Genomic DNA, 21,243 nt, shown 5'->3' on the forward strand with positions numbered 1-21,243 from the left:
TCATGTCTCCCATAAATGTTCCGCATTTGCCGCAGCCTATTGCTTATGGCAATAAGATTTTGCTGATTGGCTCTTGCTTTACAGAGCATATTGGCAATGCTTTGGCCGAACATAAATTTGACGTGCTTCAAAACCCACATGGTATTTTATTTGAACCAGCCAGTGTAAGGCATAGTCTTGTTTCATATGTGGAGAATCGAAAATATACCGAAGCCGATTTATTTTATCTCAACGAAGTATGGAATTCCTGGCATCATCATTCGCGATTTTCAGGAATGGATAAAGAACAAGTGTTACAAGGCATTAATGATGCTGTTGAGAACGCGCATCATTTTTTAAAAGAAACGGATTGGGTAATTATTACTTTAGGTTCTGCATTTTCCTATATTCTTTCTTCTAATGTTCCCGAACAGGAGCGACACGATTTGCATGTAGCCAATTGCCATCGCGCACCTGGACAATGGTTTTATAAAAAATTATTAGGCATTGAAGAAATTATTGCAGCGATGGATAATACTTATCACCGTTTAAGAACCTTTAATCCTAAGATAAAAATATTATTTACTGTAAGTCCGGTAAGGCATTTACGGGACGGAGTGATTGACAATAACCGAAGTAAAGCCAGGTTGATAGAAGTGGTGCATCATTTGGTAGATAAATTTCCTGATGTATATTATTTTCCGGCTTATGAATTAGTGATTGATGTGCTCCGTGATTATCGTTTTTACGATGTAGATTTAGCGCATCCTAATTATCAGGCAACAGAATTTGTGTTAGAGCATTTTACAAAAGCCTGTATTGATGAGCCTTCGCAGCAATTGATGAAACAGGTTCGTCAAATTGCTATTGCAAGAAAGCATAAAGCTTTCCAACCTAAAACTAACGCGCACCAGCAATTTTTAAAGGCGCATTTTGAAAAAGCAAAAGAGTTGATAGCGAAGTATCCCTTTTTGAATTTTGAGGAAGAGATGAAGTATTTTAAAGAGTTGACGGTTGAGAGATGACAGAATATTATTTATATTGGCATGAAATTGATGATAATTCAGCCAATGATCTATTGTCTGCCGAATAACTCATACATTAGCTGACCAATAAGTAATGCGCAAATAATTGATAAGATTGTTAAAATAATTACTGCTAAATTTTTATAAGATTGCTTAGTTAAGCCTTTAATCATTCCATAGCAAATTAGGATAACGCCAATGAAAAAAATGAGGAACATTCTTCCTGACCACATTATCTGCAATCCCCACATTACGCCAGACAATAAGCTAGCCAATATGGCTGCAGGAATACCGGCAACAATAGTTCGAGGCTTGATTTTTCTATCATCTAGATCTTGATGGATTTCAATCCGAGTGTCTTGTATGATTTGCCTTACTTGGTTTTTATCAAGTCGATTGGAGGAAATTGCTTTCACCAAAAAGTCTTCATCAAAATTCACATTTTTTGATTGTCTGACTTCATCCTTAATTCGAGCAATCTCTTTTTGGGCTTCTTTTCTTTCAATATCTTCATTTAATAAGACATCTAAACCGCCTCTGTTTTTTATAATGGTCGTTAAGGCTTGTTTTGCTTCAAAAGAATAATCATTCAACTTGGCGTGTACTTCAAGCAACTGTTCATTTGTGTAATTATTGTAAGTCGTTATTAAAGTTTCTACTGTCATCGCAGCTTATTTTGATGTCAACTTATAAACCGTTTTAGTTTGGTAAGTTTCACCTGGCCTTAAAATAGTGTTCGGAAAGCTATCAATTCTGATCGCATTAGGATGTTTTTGTGTTTCAAAACAAAAACCCGAAAATGCAGCATACTGTGTTCCGTTTTTACCAACAATAGCAGGCGACCAGCGAGAGTTGTACAAATGAACCAATGGCTCTGTTGTAAATACCTGCAACTTTATATCCTGCCCGTCAACGTAAGCTTCTGCTGCCACATGGTTCAATCCCGAATCATCTAACGGGAAGCTAATATCAATGCCTTCTTCCGGATTTTCTATAGTTCCGGTTTTATTGAAATTTTTAAAATCATTGCGTGTTCCTTCAACTGGGATCTCTTTTCCCGTAGTGCAGTAATTGTCATCCTGCTCTAAATAATTACTGGCATTGACTTTCAATAAATGATTATGGATATTGCCTTCGCCATTATTCAAGTTAAAATAACTGTGATGTGTAATATTAACGGCTGTTGGTTTTGTGGTGGTTGCTTTGTATTCGTAGCTCAACTCGTTCTCATTATTTAGTTTAAAAACGATTTGAACTGTAAGATCGCCAGGAAAGCCTTCTTCACCATCCGGGCTTATATATTGCAATATCAATTCTTGTTCAGAGGAAGGAATCCTTTCCCAGACCTTTTTATCGAATCCTTCAACGCCGCCATGCAACTGAAAGCCTGGATTGTGACTGTTTAGTTTATATTCTGTTCCGTCAATATTAATTGAAGCCTTATCGATCCGGTTGCCATATCTCCCAATAGAAGCCCCATAATAGGGGTAGTTGGTAAGATATTCATCGCTCCAATATTGAGATGGTTCGTCAAAGCCCAGCACAATATCATTGTAAGTGTTGTTGGATTTCTTTATTTTTATCGCCATGATGATGGCGCCGTAGTTGGTGATTTGGACGATGGTTCCCGGCTGATTTTTTAATGTGTAAACAAAAATTGCTTTGCCGTTAGGATGGGTGCCATGTTGTTGCTCTGATATATCAACCATAAAGTTATTTTTGATAAAAATATAAAATTGACATGACTATCGATAATCTGAAAATTGAATTTGAAAAGAAATTTAACAAAAAGGCTGAGCATGTGTTCTTTTGCCCGGGGCGTGTAAACCTTATTGGGGAGCATATTGATTACAATGGAGGTATGGTAATGCCTTGCGCCATTACAATGGGAACGACCTTACTGGTAGCAAAAAACGACGAGCATATTTTCAGGTTTAGGGCAGTTGATTTTCCGGAAACAACAGATGTATCGAAGCAAAGCACATATAGTAAAACTGGCGATGAATGGTTTAATTATCCAATTGGCGTGATCCATGAATTTACAAAAGCCGGCATTGATGTGACTGGCCTTGATATGTTGTTCTCCGGTAACCTTCCTATTGGTTCTGGATTGTCTTCTTCTGCTTCCATTGAAGTGTTAACGGGTCATGCGCTGAATGAAATGTTTAATGGCGGAATGGATAAAGTAGAATTGGCACTATTGGGAAAACGTGTGGAGAACGATTTTATGGGATTGAATAGCGGTATTATGGACCAGTTTGCTGTTGCTATGGGCAAAGATTCAAATGCCGTGCTTTTAAATTGTGACACGCTCGACTACGAATACCTGCCTTTTGAAATAGGCGATTATGTGCTGGCAATTGTAAATACAAATAAGCCACGAAAGCTGGTAGAATCAAAGTATAATGAACGCTTTAACGAGTGCCGCACCGCATTAAAATTGTTGCAGCAAAACTTAGAAGTAACACATCTTTGTGAAATAAGTATAGAAGATTTTACTAAAAACCGATCGTTAATAAATGATCCGGTTATTGAAAACCGTGCATTGCATGTAGTTTCAGAGGATGAAAGAGTTAAAAAAGCTAAAGATGCGTTAGTGTCTGGAGATATTAAAACCTTTGGTGAACTGATGTACGCATCGCACGATTCTCTGCAAAGTCTTTACGAAGTTTCGGGTAAAGAATTAGATACTATTGTTGAATTTTCTAAAACTTATGAAGATTGCATCGGCGCGCGCATGACCGGCGCCGGATTTGGTGGCTGTGCTATTGCGTTGGTTAAGAAAGATAGCTTTGATGATTTTAAAGAAAAAATTACTAATTATTATAACGAAAAAATAGGTTATAAGCCTGGTGTATTTTCTTCTGTAATTGCAGAAGGGGTAAGGACGGTTGTGTGAGATTCTATCCTCAAAATCAAATAAATTACAGGCTAGATAATTTTTTAAAAGGAAAACCTTCTTTTCTTTCTTTGCCATTTATGGTGCCTGATATTTCAGCGAACAATGAATCTTCTCCTATTTTGTTATACACAATTTTTGTTGGAAAATCGTGCTGTGGGTTTTCGAAAACAAGTATGTCAGGTTCGCTGGATGTGAGTTTAAAGGAAACTGCTTCGTTTTTGTTCTGTTCTTTTGCGTTTATAATGCAATACACGGAGCCGGCTCTTTGTTCGAGATGCATAGTTTCATAAAAAACAGTATCATTTTTTACGATTATAAAACTTTCTGCTGCATAAGTAGAATCGTTTACACGTCTCCATTGTTCCGTAGCGTTTCCCTCTTCGGATGAATGATGCCAGTTACCTGAAAGCCAACCGGCAGTTTTTATTTTTGCGTATAAAGGTTTGCCCTGAGTTTCTTGTTTGTTTTCGTTGCAGGAAACAAAGAGAAATGTCATAATACTTAATATGAACAGGCGCTGGTTCATGCTTTGATTTTTTTTTCGTTTATATAGGTTGATAGTAGCATAATTGTTGAAGTGTGCGACGCAATTTTGATGCTTTATATTGTATGCTGGTACAAAAATTATATCATTTCAGATAACATCTTTCCCATCATTGGTGCTAGTGCAACACCCATTCCTCCAAGCCTTACTGCACAAAATGTTTTTTCAGATAACGCTTTAACAATAGGCATCTTTTCTGGCCCCATTGCCATTATACCTGCCCATCTGCTGTCAATGGCCGGTTTTTGTCCGGGAAGAATTATCTTATTTAAGAAATCTTCCAATGCCTGTTGAATGGGCAATGTAGTAATTGAATCTAATGTGTATTCTGTGGCTACTGATGTATTACGCGCACCACCAAGCAGAATGCGGCCATTCAAATTTCTGAAATAATAATAACCCTCATCGAAATGAAAGACGCCGTTCAGCTTTAATTCAGCAATTGGTTCCGTAAGTAATATTTGTCCGCGGGCTGGTACAATAGGTATATCAGGCAATAATGATTTAGAAAAGGCATTGGTGCAAAATACGATTTGCTGCGTGGTAAGGGTCCGTTTGTCTGCTGTTAATAATTTTACTTCAGCTTTAGTTTCTTCAAAGCTCTTCAATTCTGTGCCGAACATTATTTGTATATCTATAGCTATAGCTTTTTGGATCAAGACTGTCAGCAATTTGCCAGGGTGTAAAGCGCCTTCAAACCTGTTTTCCAGCAAATGTGAGATATTCGAAAAGCCAAAGTTCTCTATAAGTTCATCTTTTTGAACGAAAGTTTCTGTTGCTCCGGTAATATTATACAGCAAACCATTGACATAGCTTAGTTGACCAAGCGGTTCATCGGTTGTTAATAGCTCATAGCTACCTGTATTTTGATAGTCGATGGTGATATCGTTAAAGTAATGACGAATTAATTTTAAACCTTCAAATCGCCAATTAAGCATTTGTACTGCTTTTTCAACGCCAATGGTCTCAATATCAGATAGAATTTCAGTAAGGCTGCCAAAGCATGCGAAGCCTGCATTTCGGCCTGAAGCGCCGGAGGGTGTTGCACTACGCTCAATTATAGTTATTTTTTTGAGGGATATTTTTCTTTTAAATGCAGCGCTGTCCATAAGCCCGCGAAACCAGCTCCAACAATAATTATATCTTGCGGAGCGTAAAATGTTTCTGATTCCCAAATGCTAATTTGTTGCAATTGATATTTATTTTTATGAAATGAAGCATAAAAATTATCGAGTAAGTTGTAACCAAACGATAATAATTTTTCTGCGGAATTCCATCTGACAACTAAATTTCAATAAAAATAATCAGATGATAGTAAATTTATCATTTAATATTTTTCATTCAATATTTATTATTTATTATGGCATATTGGCTTATTAAATCAGAACCTTTTAAATATAGTTGGGATCAACTGGTAAAGGATAAGAAAACAGTTTGGGATGGCGTACGCAATTATGCAGCTCGTCTTAATCTTCGTGCTATGAAAAAGGGTGATCTTGCATTTTTTTACCACAGTAACGAAGGCACTGAAATCGTCGGTATTGCTAAAATCGTAAAAGAGGCGTTTCAGGATCCTACAACTGATGATGATCGTTGGGTGGCAGTGGAAGTGGCACCACATAAAAAACTCAAAAACCCTGTTACACTAGCACAAATTAAAGCTGAAAAAAACTGGCCGATATGGATCTGGTTCGTTTGGGTCGGCTTTCCACGCAATCAGTAAAACCCGACGAGTGGGAAATGGTATTGAAGATGGCGGAAGAGTAGTTGGGTTAAGTTAACAATTTGAAAAGTTGAATGTGGTTGAAGATTGTTGAAGGGTGATAAGGGGAAACTCTGAAGGAGTTAAACTGAAATAGGCGGATGCGTAGCGTCCGGATTGAATTTGAAAGGTTGATAAGGATTACCGCGCGGTGATCTTTATCAACCTTTGTTATTATACAATGCATTAACAAATTTTTTTGGGTTACTATTTTTATGGAATTGGTATTAAATAGTATCTAACAAAAAAATAAATAGCTGAAAGTGTTGCATAAACATCCGGAGTTTATAAAGATGCTTGCTGCTAATGAAGCTGCTTCCATTTAATCATTTAAAAAACTACATAATGAGACGCTTAATTTTTGCAATAGCAATATTGCCCTGGATACTAATTGCCTGTTCTACAAACAAGAGCGAAGATGCTGTCGTAAATGATGTCACATTAAATGAACCGTCTTCTGGAAAATTAGAAGAAGTCGCGACCATCGCAATGGAAGACACGACAGGTGCTGATATATCCGCCCCACAGGAGATGCAAAATCCTGTCGCTGTTGATTGGGATAAAAAAATTATTAAAACGGCCAATGTTACATTGGAAGTTAAGAAGCACGATAATTATTCTTCTTTTATAAGAAATGCTGTTAAAAAATATGGTGCTTATATTTCAAAAGAAAACAGTGATGCTACAGATTATAAAAGACAAACGGTTATGTCTATTAAAGTACCTGTGTTGCAATTTGAAAGCCTGGTTAATGAATTGAAAACAGAGGATGCGAACCAACTGGAAAGAAATATAACATCGGAAGATGTAACCGGAGGTATAATTGATACCAAAGCCCGGCTTGAAACCAGGAAAGCCACCCGCTCTAAATATCTTGAGTTTTTGAAACAAAGCAATAAAGTGGAAGATGTATTAAAGGTGCAGCAGGAAATTAATGATATACAAGAGGATATTGAATCTGCAGAATCGCGCCTGGCACAGCTTTCAGGCGAAGCCCGGTATAGTACTATCAATCTTACATATTTTGAACCTTTAGCTGGTTATAATGCAGATAACGACAAGCCCGGATTTGGAACCCGGCTAATTACTGCATTTGCGGATGGCGGTAAATTCTTTGCAGATATATTTATAGGATTACTTACAATTTGGCCTTTGTGGTTAGTGCTGAGCGTATTTCTATATATCGTAAAAAGATACAGACGTAATCGGGCAGTTATAAAAAGGAATTTATAAGTTTACGGCATGAAGAAAAAATTAGCAGTACTTACAGGTGCTGGCATCAGCGCAGAAAGTGGCTTGAAAACCTTTCGGGATGGTGACGGACTTTGGGAAGGATATGATGTTACAGAAGTAGCATCGCCAGAAGGTTGGAAACGCAACCCTGCGCTGGTGCTTGATTTTTATAATATGCGTCGTAAACAAACGGTGGAGGCTAGTCCTAATAAGGCTCACACAGGACTGGCTGAGTTGGAAAAATATTTCAATGTAGAGATTATAACTCAAAATATTGATGATTTGCACGAAAGAGCGGGTTCTACAAAAGTTGCGCATTTGCATGGCGAAATATTTAAGATGCGTAGCGAAAAGTTGCTTATTCCATCTTACGAAATAAAAGGCGACATACAATTGGGCGATACAGCGCCCGATGGAAATCAGTTGCGACCCGATATTGTATGGTTTGGCGAAGCTGTGCCGATGATAGAAAAAGCCGCTGAAATAGCGATGGATGCTGATGTTTTTGTAGTAGTAGGGACTTCGTTAGTTGTTTATCCTGCCGCCGGATTAGTAGACATGGTGCCGCTTTACAATCCCAAATTTGTAATTGACAAAAAAGTACCTTATTTAAAACCTATGCATAATCTTACAGTAATTGAAAAGCCAGCAACCGAAGGCATAAAAGAATTAACGGTTCAATTAAAAAAAATGTTTGGGCTTTAATGTTTCTTTTCCGGAATCATCCGAAGCGTCATCGAGTCTCTCTTCCATAGATTGGGTGTGTTGTTGGGGTTATACTTTTTCGGAAACACATTCGGAGTATTCCCATCGGCTTCAAACTTTCGTTGCTTCGGTTTCCACTTCCATGCGTTCGGTATGTCAGCAGGCGTACGTTTTCCATGCGCGGTGTTAGGAATGGATACACTATTATTGTATGGCATAATGCATGGCATATTATCATAGGTTAGCCTCGCAACATTGCCGTATTTGCTAGAGTACATATTTGTGGTATCGATAAGATCTGGAATTTTCTTTTCCGATTTAAGAAGAATGCGATTTTGAGCAGCAGCAAGCATCGCAAAGCTGATCAATAATGTGCTAAAAAGGATTTTCATGCCAGTATTTTTAAGCATGATGCAAACAGCAATTGAATTACATAAATTTTTTTGTCCCAGCTGAAGAACAAAACTCAGCTTCGTTGCGTCGCACACTTGATCTGTGGAGCAAATGGCATCCAATATAAACGATACTATACAAAAGACATCCGAGATTTTTCTAAAACCCCGGATGTCTTTTACCTTAATTGGAAAACTGAACTATTATCAGATGATTAGTCTACCGTTTCTTCAATCATTAAAAGTTTACCATCCTTACTTACACCCTCTGCAATAATTTTAAACTTCTTGGTTCGATCAGTATTGTAAAAATTGATAGGGATTTTCTGAGTTGTTGAATCAACAATCATTTCCGGTTGCCAGTTTAATGTGAGACGATTATCTCTGTAATCAACATCAGGAGGTGTTGAATAATCCGGACTGTAAAACTCTTTGATAATGCTATATCCATCGTAATCTACAATATCGCCAGAGCTTTCCATTTCCTCATTTAGATCATCTCCGCGTTTGGTATAAATTGCGATGGCGGCATTATTACCACGGGCGCCTATAAATTGAGGATATATTTTAATTAAAGCAATTTGATTAGGAGGTATGGAAGATATAAAACTAGCATCATCCATTCGCATTTCATCAAGAAACAATTGCACAGGTTGTTGTCTGAAATATAAACGATAGTCGTCAAAAAATTGGCTGCTACGACGAACCTGTAAACTGGGAACGCGGCCAATCAGCCATTCAAAAATATTTATCTGTGGTACAAATTGGCCCGTTAAATTAATCGTGCGTGCGTTAATATTGCCGGTAAACATACCGCTCGTATATTTCTTTTCCAATTCTTCGAGCGTAAGGCGGCGGCCAGCAATATTTACATTATCCAGTAACACACCACTGCTTCTGTTGTAGGTGCTATAAGCAGTTTGCATATTATTGATAAGCGACGTGTTTGTGTTTACTGCATTAGGTAACTGCAAAGCTGGCAGGTCAAAAGTTTGATACAAAGAATCTGTATCAAGTTTAACTGTAAGGAATTTACTTTTATCACCCATTACGTCACTAAATAAAACCTTGGCCTTATCAAAGAAAACTACCGAATCCATTTTAAAGCGCCCTTCAGCATCTGTTTTTACCATTTCCAAAGCGCGTCCCGAATCGGAAGTGGCCACCCATACCAAAAGCTCTCTTTCGGCAAAGTTCTTTTTAGAACCTCGAACATTTACCTGTCCTGAAAGTGAGATATAGCCTGGATCTTTATACAGAGGTTTTGTTTTTTGTGTTAAATCTTTCCAGTTAAACCGACGCCAGCCATTTGTGAGCATCACTAAATCCAGCGCTTCTTTAGAGCTGCTGTTTTCTGTGAAATAAAATGCAGGGTTGTGAACATATCCTGGTATATCGCTGGTTAATAAGAAGGAAGATAAAATATTGTCTTTTCTTAAACCAGGTTCGTTGTAATTATCATCCGTAACAGATACTGAAAAATTCCCTTCAATGACTTCTTTAAAATCGATCGATAAGTGATTTTTGCCTCTTGCTTTTGTATTTAGAGTTTGTGCATTTAAGGCTGCGTCAATAAAATATTCTTTATTGTCAATAAATATTAAACGCTCTGCAAGTGGCATTCCGTCTTTATTAAAAAAGTAAGTTGCAAAATACCTGAATGAAGATCACTAGTATTTATCGTTCCGGAAGATGTATTTAGGGGCTGTTTAAATGATATCAGGTTCTGCATTTGTCCAATCAAATAAACCGGTTCAAATGTTGAACCTCCTGCTGAAGTAAAAGAGAAATTAACAGAACCAGGAGCAGTTATTACATTAATAGCTAAACCTGTTGTTGCCACTTGCGGTAAGATAAAAGTTTGTTCTGCAACATCAACAGTATAGGTTTGTCCTGCAGTTGGAGTGAAATTAAAAGCACCCATACCGTCGTGGAAGCTTTTTAATTCAGCAACTTTTGTACCTGATCCATCTTTTACGATTGCTGTAATATTTTCTGGTAAGCCTTTGCTATCGGTGGCCTTGAAAGCCACATTGTTTTCAACGCCTGCCAATAAAGTACCGCCTTCGGGATAAAAGGATAAACGCTTTTCGGCAACAGAGGCTTCTTGTTTATTTTTGGGATTTCTTCCATAAACTCTGATAGCGGTGCTGTACAGATAATCTTTATCATGGTTCAACATTAATGGCGTATAGGCTCTAAACCTGTATGTACCTGTGCTTAAAGTGTCCGGAAGTTCTATCTGGCCATAAGTAATACCATTAAATACAGGTAAAACTTTTTAGCTGTTATTCCTCCATTGCTATTAATGAGTTCTACAAATAAGGTAGAGTTGCGTTGAGATGGTAAAAAGTCTGATAAAAAATATCCCTTAAACCAACTCGTTTGACCGGCAAAATAATCTTTCCTGTCAAGATGTAGGTATACTTTTTCAATGGGACTTTGCTTGTGCCAGTTTTTGAGGCTTATATCTGGCGTTTGGGAAAAGACACTTAATGTAATGAAACAGAAAAGAGGAGATAATATTTTTTATACAAATTCATGATACCTTGTTAAGTTACGAAAAATTTGCTGCTAATGATTTCTCATTGCAACAAATTAATGATGCATTTAACAACGCGTTTGCACAAATTGTATAAATAAAATTAGTTAGAACCTGGTTCCACTATTTTCTCTATCATTAACATACGGCCATCTTCGGTAATGCCCTCTGCAACAATCTTAAAGCGTTTGGTCCTATCGTTATTATAAAAAATTATTGGTATTTCAGGATTCACATTACTTACAAAAAAGACGGTTGCCAGCTCAATGTGAGCCTGTTATCCGCTTTTTCCGGATTAGGTTGCTGGTCATAATTTGGACTATAAAACTCTTTCAAAACATTGTATCCATTGTAAGTAATAATATCTGTTGCGGATTCTATAGAAGCGGAAAAGTCGGCTCCTCTTTTAGTATATATAGCAAGGGCAGTGCCATTTCCTGGGACGGCAACAGAATTAGGGAGTAGTTTTATCATTGCGATCTGGTTAACAGACACGGAGCTCACCATATCTGCGTCAGTTTGCATTTCATCTAAATAAATCGTAACGTTATTTCCTCCGCTTAAACCGGCTCCGCCCCGATAAGATAATACATAGTTGCCTGGTGTTCCAGATACTTGCAAACCGGCTATTCGTCCTTGTAGATATTGAAAAATATCACCTGAAAAGAGTTCATTTCTCAAATCATAAGTACGGCTGTTTATACCACCTGAAAACAAACCACTGGCGTATTCTTCATCAAGTTTCTCAATTTCCGATTTCTGTCTCCCTCTTACTATAACGTTTTCCAGGGTGATACCTTCGGCCTTAATATATTCATCACGGGCATCCAGCATTTTCTGATTATTGGTTAAGGCTGCATTGTCTAACGGAAAAAGTATGGGTTGTAAGGGATATGTACGCCTGATGGAGTCGGAGAGTAATTTAACTCGTATGAATTTGCTTTTTTACCTCTTACTTCAGAGAAAAGAATTTTGTACTTATCATATAAAACCTGCGAATCTAATTTGAAGCGTCCTTCAGAATCGGTTTTAAGCATAAGGGGTATTCCTCTTTGCTTGCTGGATGTATCCAGCGGAGATTTGAATGCAATAATATCCTGGTTGACGAGTGGTTTTTTTGTTCCCTCAATAGTAATAAGTCCACTTAGGTTAATATAGGCGGGGTCCTTAAATTGAGCTGCAGGTAATTTATTTTGACTGACATCCGACCATTTAAATCTCGTCCAACCATGGGTCATCATTACTAAATCCAAAGCGTTTTTAATAGAATCAGCAGGCGAATTAAAATAGTATGCAGGATTATGTACGTAGCCTTTGATGTCACTATTAAGCAAAAACCATGAGTAAATATTTTGAGGCCTCATTCCACCGTCATCATAATCTGCATCGGTTATTGATACAGAAAAATTGCCAATGATAGTGTCTTGCAATGCTATGGAAAACCTGTTGCGTTTATGCTGGTCCGTATTCAATGTGTCAATCTTAAATTCTGCCGGAAGTAAATATTCTTTATTATCAATAAAAGTAAGTCGCTCGGCTAATGGCATATTATCCTTATTGAAAATAGTAAGATGTAATATGCCGGAATAAGAATCAGCTGTAGGAATTATCCCACTAATCTCTTTTTTATCTGAAGGTAATTCATGTGTGAATATGACCTCGTTTTCCATTTGCCCAATCAGATAAGCTGGTTTGAATGTTTCATTTTCATTGTTATACTGAATTTTAAATTGTTTACCGCGGGATGTACTCCTTACTGTAAAAGCGATGCCATTAGTAGTTTGCTGTGGGAGCGGGTATTGTTCTGCCGAACCGTTAATGGTGGCGAAATAATTGCTTCCGGGTTGGGGAATGATAGGAAAAGTACCCATCCCGTCGTGCAAAGTTTTAAAATTTGTTATAACTTCTCCCTTATCGCTTTTTATTTCCCCTTCAATATCCAATGGCATCCCATATTTATCAATTGCTTTGAAGGCAACGATATTCAACAAGCCTGTAATCATATTTCCACCTTCGGGAAAAAAGATACCTGGCTTTTATTTTCAGCAGGATCCTTTTCTTTTTCTTGCTTTCCTTGCCAAAAATTGAAATACGTTTATGAAAAACAAAGCCAGGCTGATTAAGCATCAGCGGAGAATAGGCCCTCAATTGATAAAAACCAGCAGGTATAGATTCGGGTAGCTCTAATTGTCCCCATGTTGCACCAAGACTGGCGGGAAAAACAGCTCTTAAAACTATTTCTGACTGATTGTTAATCAACTCTGCATAGAGTGTGGAATTCTTTGCTGATGGAACAAGTCCCGACATAAAATATCCTTTGAACCATATCGTTTGGCCTGCAAAGTAATTTTCTCGGTCAAGGTGGAGGTATACTTTTTCTACGGAATTAGTCTTTGCCCATTCGGTTAGTTTGTTTTCGAGGCTCTGACTTATGGACGTGATACATACAGTTATTCCAAATAAAAGCAGCAGCAGGATTTTTTCATACAGATTATAATGAGTTAATGAAAGCAAACACATGAAAATAAAACAAATGACTAAACAAAATCACACAAGTTTATTTTTTAACCAAAATATTTTATTGATAAACCGACATTTTGTCCTCATTTTTTCATTGGCAATATTCTTGTCATGCTTAGCTTTGCCACGAATTAGGATCCAATGTGAAAGCATGGCTCCGCCAAAATAAAAAGATAAAAATTATACGGATGAATCAAAACAATGATAAGTTGACAGAACAGGAAGGATTGAATATCAATGCTGATGAAAATTTAAGTGGAACAGAGCACCTTACTGATCCTGTTGAGGAAACACAGTTAGATGCATTAGAAACTGAATTGAATGAAAGCAAGGATAAATATCTTAGGCTTGCTGCAGAGTTTGATAATTTCCGAAGAAGAACTAAAAAGGAAAGAGAAGAGTTTTCGCAAATAGCCAATAAGGATATTGTGCTGGCGTTGTTGGAGGTATTAGATGATGCAGATCGTGCTACTCCACAAATAGAAGCTAGTGAAGATAAAAAATTGAAAGAAGGCATTTCCTTGGTTTTTAATAAATTGAGGAATTTACTTCAAGCAAAAGGTTTGAAAGTGATGGAAGCAAAAGGCGCTGACTTTGATCCCGATCTTCATGAAGCGATCACCGAGATACCAGCACCTTCGGAAGAGTTTGTAGGTAAAATAGTTGATGAGGTAATTAAGGGTTATTACCTGAATGACAAGATTATACGTCATGCTAAAGTTGTTGTTGGTAAATAGTTTTTAAATTTAAAATCGTTCATTTCTTTATTTAATTAATTGATTTTAAATTTTTAAAGAGATCTTATTTCAAATTATAATAGATGTCAAAAAGAGATTTTTACGAAATATTAGGCGTATCCAAAACTGCATCGGCTGAAGAGATAAAAAAATCTTACCGCAAAGTGGCAATGCAATATCACCCGGATCGAAATCCTGGCGATAAGTCTGCAGAAGAAAAATTTAAAGAAGCTGCAGAAGCATATGAGGTTTTAAGCGATACAGACAAAAGGTCGCAATATGATCGTTTTGGTCACGCTGGTTTAAGTGGTGCGGGTCGTGGTGGATTTGGTGGCGGCATGAACATGGATGACATTTTTAGCCAATTTGGCGACGTATTTGGTGATGACATTTTTGGCAGCTTTTTCGGTGGCGGCAGAGGAAGAGGTGGTGGACAAAGAGCGCGTGGGGTGCGAGGAAGTAATCTTCGTGTAAAACTTAAACTTACTTATGAAGAAATTGCAAAAGGCGTTACTAAAAACATCAAAGTAAAAAAATATACTGGTTGTACCACATGTGGTGGTAACGGAGCAAAAGATAAAGGAAGTATAGAAACTTGCCGCACTTGCCAGGGAAGCGGACAAGTGAGGAAAGTTCAGAATACATTTTTAGGACAAATGCAGACCGTTACAACTTGTCCTGAATGTAATGGAGAAGGCAGTACTATTACAGCTAAATGTTCTAATTGTAAAGGCAGCGGAAGAATTTATGGAGAGGAAACCATTTCGATTGACGTTCCCGCAGGTGTGCAAGCAGGTATGCAGCTAAGTGTTGGAGGCAGGGGGAATGCAGGTGAGCGCGGCGGAGCTCCAGGCGATCTGATTGTATTGATAGAAGAAGATACACATCCTGAACTGCAACGCGAAGGTTTAAATGTGGTTTTCGACCTACACATATCTTTTACTGATGCTGTATTTGGTATCAACGCAGAAGTTCCAACTATTGATGGCAGGGCTAAAATAAAAATTCCGCAAGGAACGCAAAGTGGAAAAATTTTCAGGCTCAAAGGAAAAGGTTTTCCTAACGTTCACTCCAGCTACGAAAAGGGCGATCAGCTTATTCACGTAAGTGTTTGGACCCCTCAAAATTTGAGTGATGAAGAAAAAGCTTCTTTGGAAAAGCTTTCTGATTCTCCTAATATGAAGCCTCAACCCGAAAAGTCAGAAAAAGGTTTTTTTGATAAGATCAAAGATTTGTTTAATTAAGCCGCTGATACAAATTAGTTAAAGCTGTTGCATATTTGCAGCAGCTTTTTTTGTTGATATGTTTTTACTCCATTTTAGTATCTTGCCATTTCTTTAAAAAACTTTAAATGTTTCAGTTAAATAATAAAAAAGCGATTGTAACCGGAGGCGGAAGCGGCATCGGTAAAGCGGTCTCCCTGTTGTTTGGTAAATCAGGAGCACAGGTATTTGTTACCGACCTCAATAAAGAAGCTGCTGATAAAACAGTTGAAGAAATAATTGCTGCTGGTGGAAAAGCTAGTGCAGTAGTTGTAAATGTAGCGGATCAGAAAGAAGTAATTGATGCTTTTAAAGAAGCAGGTGCTGTTGATGTATTGGTGAACAGTGCAGGTGTTTCGCATATCGGCAAATTAGAAACTACCTCTGAGTCGGATTTTGACAAAGTGTATAACGTAAATGTAAAAGGTGTTTACAATTGCCTTTACGCCGCTATTCCACTAATGAAGCAAAATGGAGGAGGGGTTGTTTTAAACCTGGCTTCAATTGCCTCAAGCGTAGGCATCCCGGACAGGTTTGCATATAGCATGAGCAAAGGTGCTGTTTTAGCCATGACGTTATCTACTGCGAAAGATTACATAAAAGATAATATTCGTTGTAATTGCATTTCTCCAGCGCGTGTGCATACTCCGTTTGTTGATGGATTCCTTGCAAAAAATTATCCAGGCAAGGAAGCTGAAATGTTTGAAAAACTATCACAAACGCAACCCATCGGTCGTATGGCGAAGCCGGATGAAATTGCTGCGCTGATTTTATATTTGTGTAGTGATGAAGCTTCGTTTATTACCGGTTGCGATTACCCGATCGACGGCGGATTTATAAAACTAAATAATTGAGACCATAAGGAATATTAAATATAAAATTTCAAATAATAAATTAGAAATATGAAATTGATCAGATTCGGGCAGGTTGGCGAAACAGGAACAGGCGTTATTATTGACGACGTAAAATATGATACGTCTGCCTTCGGCGAAGATTACAACGAAAAATTTTTCGAAACAGATGGACTTGCCCGTCTTGAAAAATTTGTAAGAGATAATAAAGACACGCTACCAAAAGTTAACGATAATGAAAGATTAGATAGCCCGGTCGCGCGTCCTTCCAAAATACTTTGTATAGGGTTAAACTATGCCGATCATGCTAAAGAAACAGGAGCTGCTGTTCCACCAGAGCCGGTTATTTTTATGAAGTCGAGCACTTCGCTTTGCGGCCCAAACGATAATGTTATTATACCAAGAAATTCTGTTAAAACCGATTGGGAAGTTGAGCTTGCTATAGTTATCGGTAAAAAAGCCAGCTATGTTGAAGAAGCTGAAGCAATGGATTATGTAGCCGGATATGTATTGCACAACGATGTTAGTGAACGCGAGTTTCAGTTAGAGCGTGCAGGCACTTGGGATAAAGGAAAAGGTTGCGATACTTTTGCGCCGCTAGGCCCATTCCTGGCTACTAAAGACGAAATTGCTGATCCAGATAACCTGCGTTTGTGGTTAAAAGTAAACGGACAAACCATGCAGGATGGAACAACGGCAAACTTCATTTTTAAATTGCCTTATGTCATCTCTTACGTAAGCCAGTTTATGACGCTATTGCCCGGAGATGTAATATCTACAGGTACTCCGGCGGGAGTTGGTATGGGTTTTAGTCCTTCGGTTTATCTCAAACCCGGCGATGTAATTGAATTGGGTATTGATGGATTAGGAACGTCTTCACAAACCTGCGTTGCGTGGAGTAAGTAGGAAGTGAGTTGACGGATGACAGTTGTTTGTTCACAGTCTGTCATCGGTCAACTGTCAACTAACAACTTGATTATGGTTCAAACAATAGACGCACACCAACATTTTTGGGTATTCGATCCCGTAAGAGACAGCTGGATCGATGATTCGATGAAAGTCATTCAAAGAGATTTCTTACCCAAAAATCTGAAACCTGTTTTGGATGATAATGGCATCGACGGTTGTGTGGTTGTACAAAGCGATCAAACCGAAACTGAAAATCTTTTTCAGCTTACCAATGCCATGCAGCATGATTTTGTAAAAGGCGTTGTTGGCTGGGTTGATCTGCGTGCAAAAAACATTGAAGATAAATTATCGCACTACAGTTATTATAAAAAGATGAAGGGCTTTCGCCATGTTTTACAAGGTGAGAAAGACCGGGCATTGATGCTAAAGAAAAACTTCATGAAAGGTATCAGCCTTTTAGAAAAATATAAATTCACTTACGATATTCTTATTTTCCCTGATCAGTTGAAATATGCTAAACAACTAGTAGAGGCATTCCCTAATCAAAAATTTGTAATCGATCATATAGCTAAACCTTATATTAAAGATGGCAAGATCGATGGCTGGAAGCAGGATATACAGGCTATTGCTACATTACCGAATGTATCTTGCAAGATAAGCGGCATGGTAACCGAAGCCGATTGGAAAAAGTGGAAGCCTGCAGATTTTACGCCATACCTGGATACAGTTGTTGAAGCATTTGGAACCAAACGTATCATGTACGGCAGCGATTGGCCGGTATGCCTGGTGGCAGCTTCTTACAAAAAAATGAAATCAATAGTTGATCATTACTTCGCCACCTTTTCTGAAACGGAAAAGAATGCTTTTTATGGAGGTAATGCAATAAAGTTTTATAAATTAACTACATAACATTTCCAAGTATTGACAAACTCTGAATTATTTTGATTAATAGCTGCTACTTCAATATCAAAGCGCCCAAGGGCGGAAGATTAATAGTGATGCGGTATTTTTTATTATCATCTTCCAAACATTCGCTGCGTATTTCTTTATTGAAAAAATCGCCGGTGCCGCCAAATTCCTTAATGTCAGAGTTGAAGATTTCCTGTGTATATTCTTTGCCGTAGCTTTCTATAACCCAGTTGTAGCGTGGTTCTGGCGTTGCATTTAAAATAATTAATACATCGTCTTCAGGTTGCGATCCGTTTCTTTTATATACCATCACACTTTCGTTACGATGGTTTAAATCGATCCATTCAAACCCATCCTGGCTAAATTGTTTTACATGTAAAGCAGGTTCATCTTTCAACGTTTTATTCAGGGTTTTAAGGCAAGCCTGTGCGCCTTTGTGGCTATCATATTCCAGCAAATGCCAGTCTAATTGCGACTTATAATTCCACTCGGTCGTTTGTCCAAATTCGCTACCCATAAATAACAGTTTGCCACCAGGATGTGTCCACATATATGTAAAGAATAATCGCAGGTTTGCAAATTTTTGCCAAAGGTCGCCAGGCATTTTATAAAGTAGCGGGCTTTTACCATGCACCACTTCATCATGGCTGATTGGCAGCATGAAGTTTTCGTCATAATAATACATCATGCTAAAAGTGAACTGGTTTTGATGATTGGTGCGGTGTATCGGATCGAGCTTGAAATAATCAAGCGAATCGTGCATCCAACCCATCATCCATTTCATACCAAAGCCGAGCCCGCCGCCAAATGTAGGCCTTGAAACGCCCGGCCAGTCAGTCGCTTCTTCAGCAATAGTTTGTACGCCATTGAAATCACGATAGACCATTTCGTTTAAATTTTTTATAAACTCAATTGCCTCCAGGTTTCCATCGCCGCCATGTTCGTTAGGTTCCCATTCACCTTCTTTTCGCGAATAATTCAGTTTTAACATAGAACTCACTGCATCTACTCTTATGCCGTCAATATGAAAATAGTCGAACCAAAACCGCGCATTACTTATTAAAAAAGATTTTACTTCACCTCTTTTATAATTAAAAATATAACTGTTCCAGTCTGGATGAAAGCCCTTGCGCATATCGCCATATTCATAAGTGTGATTGCCATCAAACATGAATAGCCCGTGCGCATCATAAGGAAAATGCGAAGGCACCCAATCTAAAAGAACACCAATTCCTTCCTCGTGAAAAGCATCTATCAGCCGCATCAGACCTTGCGGATCTCCAAATCGGGAAGTTGGTGCATAATAGCCAGTTATCTGGTAACCCCAGCTTCCATCAAAAGGATGCTCAGCAACTGGCATAAATTCAACATGTGTAAACCCCATTTCCTTTACATAAGGAACCAGTTTTTCACGTATTTCATCATAAGTAAGATATTTGTGCTCGTCGTTTGCGTCAGGTCTTAACCAGCTTGCCAAATGCACTTCATATACACTCCAGGGCGCACTTAACGAGTTATGCTTTTCTCTTTTCTGCATCCAGTCATTATCATTCCAATCGTAGTGCAAATCCCATGTGATGGATGCGGTAAGCGGTTTCACTTCCCAAAAATTAGCAAAGGGGTCACCTTTGTCCATCACTTTGTTATTAGGCCCCACAATATGATATTTATACACTTCGCCATAATTAAATCCGGGAATAAAACCTTCCCAAATACCGCTATTATCCCATCGGGCTGTAAGCGGATGCGAGAGCTTGTTCCAATCATTAAAATTGCCTGTGACAAGAACAAACTTAGCACTGGGCGCCCATACACAAAAATACATGCCCCAAACGCCGTTCACCTGTAATAAATGCGATCCAAACTTCTCATAAAGTGTATAATTGGTACCTGTCTGAAAATTCGCAATATCTTCCTCAGTTAAAATAGAATAATTCCAAACTGGTTTTGATGTATCTATAAAATTATCTTTCTCAAATTTTTCCTGAAAGATTTTAATGTTGGCTGGCATGTATAATGTTTGAAGCAATTTACGATAATTATGATAGTCATAAAATCTTTCACGTTTTAAACAGGTCGCTTCACCGGTAAAAACATGTTGTTTACCGGAACTATCTAACTTAACCGAACGGGGATTTTTATTTTTGGCTATCAAAATAAGAAAAGTAGATATTTACGTTATGTTCGTAGATATTTGGTTTTATCGTATTTTAACAAAAGTTTGAGTAACTTGAATTTTTTTAGCGCTAAGTTTATGCATTTTTGTCTTTTATGCATCTTAATTGCTTATAACTATCGAAACAAACTATGAGATTTTATTTAACAATTGCTCTCCTAAGCTGCCTTTGTTCAACAACCTTTGCCCAAACCACAAGTATAAAAGGTGCTTTAATAGATTCTGCTGACCAAAGAAGTTTACAAAACACAGTGATAGCGCTAATGAACAGTAAGGATTCTGTGTTGATAGATTTTGCCCGCGCTGGTTCAAATGGAGACTTTGAATTTACCGTTGCTGACACAGGAAGTTATATACTTTTAGTAACGCATCCCTACTTTGCTGATTTTAGCGAAAAGTTTAACATGCAACCCGGAAAGCCCATCAACATGGGCTTTATTAATATGATATCGAAGGCTAAGTTGATGGACGAGGTGATCGTGAAAACAGGTGCACCCATAAGGATAAAAGGAGATACCACCATTTATACAGCTGATAGTTTTAAGGTTAGGGAAGGTGCAAATGTAGAAGAGTTATTGAGAAAGCTGCCTGGCGTACAGGTAGACCGAAATGGAGAAATAACTGCTTTGGGTGAGAAGGTGGAAAGGTTTTTAGTTGATGGAGAAGAGTTTTTGGAAGTGACCCGGGAATTGCCACTAAAAATTTAAGAGCAGATATCGTTAAAGATGTTCAGGTTTATAAAGGGAAAAGCGATCAGGCTGCATTTACAGGTATCGACGATGGCCAAAGTAAACA

Annotated in this window: 22 protein-coding genes; 11 read left to right on the forward strand and 11 right to left on the reverse strand. The window is 38.0% G+C overall.

Annotation, left to right across the window (positions count from 1 at the left end):
• Positions 1 to 2: 2 nt before the first annotated feature.
• A complete protein-coding gene (locus tag MKP09_RS06505) occupies positions 3 to 1,004 on the forward strand; it encodes a GSCFA domain-containing protein (protein WP_240826959.1) in 1,002 nt (333 codons plus the stop codon).
• Between the two features lie 50 nt (positions 1,005 to 1,054).
• Here the strand turns inward: MKP09_RS06505 and MKP09_RS06510 are convergent, their stop codons facing one another.
• Both MKP09_RS06510 and MKP09_RS06515 read right to left on the reverse strand, forming a co-directional pair.
• Positions 1,055 to 1,669 carry a hypothetical protein gene (locus MKP09_RS06510; RefSeq protein ID WP_240826960.1) on the reverse strand — a complete coding sequence of 205 codons (615 nt, stop codon included), beginning with the start codon at positions 1,667 to 1,669 and terminating at the stop codon, positions 1,055 to 1,057.
• Between the two features lie 6 nt (positions 1,670 to 1,675).
• Complete coding sequence (locus tag MKP09_RS06515; RefSeq protein ID WP_240826961.1) at positions 1,676 to 2,713, reverse strand: aldose epimerase family protein; 1,038 nt, start codon at positions 2,711 to 2,713, stop codon at positions 1,676 to 1,678.
• 32 nt (positions 2,714 to 2,745) lie between these two features.
• On the opposite strand from MKP09_RS06515, the gene MKP09_RS06520 reads away from it, so the two are divergent.
• A complete protein-coding gene (locus MKP09_RS06520) occupies positions 2,746 to 3,903 on the forward strand; it encodes a galactokinase (RefSeq protein ID WP_240826962.1) in 1,158 nt (385 codons plus the stop codon).
• A gap of 25 nt (positions 3,904 to 3,928) precedes the next feature.
• Here MKP09_RS06520 and MKP09_RS06525 read toward each other — a convergent pair whose 3' ends face one another.
• The gene (locus tag MKP09_RS06525) at positions 3,929 to 4,432 is read right to left on the reverse strand and encodes a DUF6265 family protein (protein WP_240826963.1); all 504 of its coding nucleotides are present in this window, start codon (positions 4,430 to 4,432) and stop codon (positions 3,929 to 3,931) included.
• A 98-nt stretch (positions 4,433 to 4,530) separates the two neighbouring features.
• Entirely contained in the window at positions 4,531 to 5,625 is a 1,095-nt protein-coding gene (locus tag MKP09_RS06530; protein ID WP_240826964.1) for an NAD(P)/FAD-dependent oxidoreductase, read from the reverse strand.
• A gap of 185 nt (positions 5,626 to 5,810) precedes the next feature.
• On the opposite strand from MKP09_RS06530, the gene MKP09_RS06535 reads away from it, so the two are divergent.
• The 3 genes from MKP09_RS06535 (at position 5,811) to MKP09_RS06545 (ending at position 8,150) form a co-directional block, all read left to right on the forward strand.
• Complete coding sequence (locus tag MKP09_RS06535) at positions 5,811 to 6,173, forward strand: EVE domain-containing protein (RefSeq protein ID WP_240826965.1); 363 nt, start codon at positions 5,811 to 5,813, stop codon at positions 6,171 to 6,173.
• A gap of 384 nt (positions 6,174 to 6,557) precedes the next feature.
• On the forward strand, positions 6,558 to 7,445 hold the full coding sequence (locus tag MKP09_RS06540) for a DUF4349 domain-containing protein (protein WP_240826966.1): 888 nt from the start codon (positions 6,558 to 6,560) through the stop codon (positions 7,443 to 7,445).
• A gap of 9 nt (positions 7,446 to 7,454) precedes the next feature.
• Entirely contained in the window at positions 7,455 to 8,150 is a 696-nt protein-coding gene (locus tag MKP09_RS06545; RefSeq protein WP_240826967.1) for an SIR2 family NAD-dependent protein deacylase, read from the forward strand.
• Here the strand turns inward: MKP09_RS06545 and MKP09_RS06550 are convergent.
• The 6 genes from MKP09_RS06550 to MKP09_RS06575 all read right to left on the reverse strand — a co-directional run bounded on the left by MKP09_RS06550 (position 8,147) and on the right by MKP09_RS06575 (position 13,391).
• On the reverse strand, positions 8,147 to 8,542 hold the full coding sequence (locus MKP09_RS06550; protein ID WP_240826968.1) for a hypothetical protein: 396 nt from the start codon (positions 8,540 to 8,542) through the stop codon (positions 8,147 to 8,149). The genes MKP09_RS06545 and MKP09_RS06550 overlap by 4 nt on opposite strands.
• 215 nt (positions 8,543 to 8,757) lie before the next feature.
• A complete protein-coding gene (locus MKP09_RS06555) occupies positions 8,758 to 10,164 on the reverse strand; it encodes a hypothetical protein (RefSeq protein ID WP_240826969.1) in 1,407 nt (468 codons plus the stop codon).
• Entirely contained in the window at positions 10,143 to 10,724 is a 582-nt protein-coding gene (locus tag MKP09_RS06560) for a hypothetical protein (protein ID WP_240826970.1), read from the reverse strand. Before MKP09_RS06560 ends, MKP09_RS06555 begins: the two co-directional genes overlap by 22 nt.
• A gap of 600 nt (positions 10,725 to 11,324) precedes the next feature.
• Positions 11,325 to 11,918 (reverse strand): hypothetical protein, encoded by a 594-nt coding sequence (locus MKP09_RS06565; RefSeq protein ID WP_240826971.1) that lies wholly within the window; start codon positions 11,916 to 11,918, stop codon positions 11,325 to 11,327.
• Between the two features lie 29 nt (positions 11,919 to 11,947).
• Positions 11,948 to 13,087, reverse strand: coding sequence for a hypothetical protein (locus tag MKP09_RS06570; RefSeq protein WP_240826972.1), 1,140 nt, complete (start codon positions 13,085 to 13,087; stop codon positions 11,948 to 11,950).
• Positions 13,044 to 13,391: a hypothetical protein gene (locus MKP09_RS06575; RefSeq protein ID WP_240826973.1), complete on the reverse strand. Its 348-nt coding sequence runs from the start codon at positions 13,389 to 13,391 to the stop codon at positions 13,044 to 13,046. The genes MKP09_RS06570 and MKP09_RS06575 overlap by 44 nt, the downstream gene beginning before the upstream one ends.
• A gap of 401 nt (positions 13,392 to 13,792) precedes the next feature.
• Here MKP09_RS06575 and MKP09_RS06580 point away from each other — a divergent pair, with 401 nt between their 5' ends.
• From MKP09_RS06580 to MKP09_RS06600, 5 genes are all read left to right on the forward strand, one after another.
• Positions 13,793 to 14,341 (forward strand): nucleotide exchange factor GrpE, encoded by a 549-nt coding sequence (locus tag MKP09_RS06580; RefSeq protein ID WP_240826974.1) that lies wholly within the window; start codon positions 13,793 to 13,795, stop codon positions 14,339 to 14,341.
• 83 nt (positions 14,342 to 14,424) lie between these two features.
• On the forward strand, positions 14,425 to 15,585 hold the full coding sequence (gene dnaJ, locus MKP09_RS06585; protein WP_240826975.1) for a molecular chaperone DnaJ: 1,161 nt from the start codon (positions 14,425 to 14,427) through the stop codon (positions 15,583 to 15,585).
• 107 nt (positions 15,586 to 15,692) lie between these two features.
• A complete protein-coding gene (locus MKP09_RS06590) occupies positions 15,693 to 16,457 on the forward strand; it encodes an SDR family NAD(P)-dependent oxidoreductase (protein ID WP_240826976.1) in 765 nt (254 codons plus the stop codon).
• 48 nt (positions 16,458 to 16,505) lie between these two features.
• Positions 16,506 to 17,360 carry a fumarylacetoacetate hydrolase family protein gene (locus MKP09_RS06595; protein WP_240826977.1) on the forward strand — a complete coding sequence of 285 codons (855 nt, stop codon included), beginning with the start codon at positions 16,506 to 16,508 and terminating at the stop codon, positions 17,358 to 17,360.
• A gap of 72 nt (positions 17,361 to 17,432) precedes the next feature.
• On the forward strand, positions 17,433 to 18,272 hold the full coding sequence (locus tag MKP09_RS06600; RefSeq protein ID WP_240826978.1) for an amidohydrolase family protein: 840 nt from the start codon (positions 17,433 to 17,435) through the stop codon (positions 18,270 to 18,272).
• A 46-nt stretch (positions 18,273 to 18,318) separates the two neighbouring features.
• Here the strand turns inward: MKP09_RS06600 and glgB are convergent, their stop codons facing one another.
• Positions 18,319 to 20,427: a 1,4-alpha-glucan branching protein GlgB gene (glgB, locus tag MKP09_RS06605; RefSeq protein WP_240826979.1), complete on the reverse strand. Its 2,109-nt coding sequence runs from the start codon at positions 20,425 to 20,427 to the stop codon at positions 18,319 to 18,321.
• Between the two features lie 284 nt (positions 20,428 to 20,711).
• Here glgB and MKP09_RS06610 point away from each other — a divergent pair, with 284 nt between their 5' ends.
• The gene (locus MKP09_RS06610) at positions 20,712 to 21,155 is read left to right on the forward strand and encodes a hypothetical protein (RefSeq protein WP_240826980.1); all 444 of its coding nucleotides are present in this window, start codon (positions 20,712 to 20,714) and stop codon (positions 21,153 to 21,155) included.
• The last annotated feature ends 88 nt before the right edge of the window (positions 21,156 to 21,243 follow it).

It is taken from the genome of Paraniabella ginsengisoli (assembly GCF_022513635.1).
Classification (GTDB): Bacteria; Bacteroidota; Bacteroidia; order Chitinophagales; family Chitinophagaceae; genus Niabella; species Niabella ginsengisoli.

Bases quoted from the DNA above. Each gene is read 5' to 3' on its own strand.
- MKP09_RS06505 (WP_240826959.1), top strand. From the start codon at position 3: ATGTCTCCCATAAATGTTCCGCATTTGCCGCAGCCTATTGCTTATGGC.
- MKP09_RS06510 (WP_240826960.1), bottom strand. From the start codon at position 1,669: ATGACAGTAGAAACTTTAATAACGACTTACAATAATTACACAAATGAA.
- MKP09_RS06515 (WP_240826961.1), bottom strand. From the start codon at position 2,713: ATGGTTGATATATCAGAGCAACAACATGGCACCCATCCTAACGGCAAA.
- MKP09_RS06520 (WP_240826962.1), top strand. From the start codon at position 2,746: ATGACTATCGATAATCTGAAAATTGAATTTGAAAAGAAATTTAACAAA.
- MKP09_RS06525 (WP_240826963.1), bottom strand. From the start codon at position 4,432: ATGAACCAGCGCCTGTTCATATTAAGTATTATGACATTTCTCTTTGTT.
- MKP09_RS06535 (WP_240826965.1), top strand. From the start codon at position 5,811: ATGGCATATTGGCTTATTAAATCAGAACCTTTTAAATATAGTTGGGAT.
- MKP09_RS06540 (WP_240826966.1), top strand. From the start codon at position 6,558: ATGAGACGCTTAATTTTTGCAATAGCAATATTGCCCTGGATACTAATT.
- MKP09_RS06545 (WP_240826967.1), top strand. From the start codon at position 7,455: ATGAAGAAAAAATTAGCAGTACTTACAGGTGCTGGCATCAGCGCAGAA.
- MKP09_RS06550 (WP_240826968.1), bottom strand. From the start codon at position 8,542: ATGAAAATCCTTTTTAGCACATTATTGATCAGCTTTGCGATGCTTGCT.
- MKP09_RS06555 (WP_240826969.1), bottom strand. From the start codon at position 10,164: ATGCCACTTGCAGAGCGTTTAATATTTATTGACAATAAAGAATATTTT.
- MKP09_RS06560 (WP_240826970.1), bottom strand. From the start codon at position 10,724: ATGTTGAACCATGATAAAGATTATCTGTACAGCACCGCTATCAGAGTT.
- MKP09_RS06565 (WP_240826971.1), bottom strand. From the start codon at position 11,918: ATGCTGGATGCCCGTGATGAATATATTAAGGCCGAAGGTATCACCCTG.
- MKP09_RS06570 (WP_240826972.1), bottom strand. From the start codon at position 13,087: ATGATTACAGGCTTGTTGAATATCGTTGCCTTCAAAGCAATTGATAAA.
- MKP09_RS06575 (WP_240826973.1), bottom strand. From the start codon at position 13,391: ATGTCGGGACTTGTTCCATCAGCAAAGAATTCCACACTCTATGCAGAG.
- MKP09_RS06580 (WP_240826974.1), top strand. From the start codon at position 13,793: ATGAATCAAAACAATGATAAGTTGACAGAACAGGAAGGATTGAATATC.
- dnaJ (WP_240826975.1), top strand. From the start codon at position 14,425: ATGTCAAAAAGAGATTTTTACGAAATATTAGGCGTATCCAAAACTGCA.
- MKP09_RS06590 (WP_240826976.1), top strand. From the start codon at position 15,693: ATGTTTCAGTTAAATAATAAAAAAGCGATTGTAACCGGAGGCGGAAGC.
- MKP09_RS06595 (WP_240826977.1), top strand. From the start codon at position 16,506: ATGAAATTGATCAGATTCGGGCAGGTTGGCGAAACAGGAACAGGCGTT.
- MKP09_RS06600 (WP_240826978.1), top strand. From the start codon at position 17,433: ATGGTTCAAACAATAGACGCACACCAACATTTTTGGGTATTCGATCCC.
- MKP09_RS06610 (WP_240826980.1), top strand. From the start codon at position 20,712: ATGAACAGTAAGGATTCTGTGTTGATAGATTTTGCCCGCGCTGGTTCA.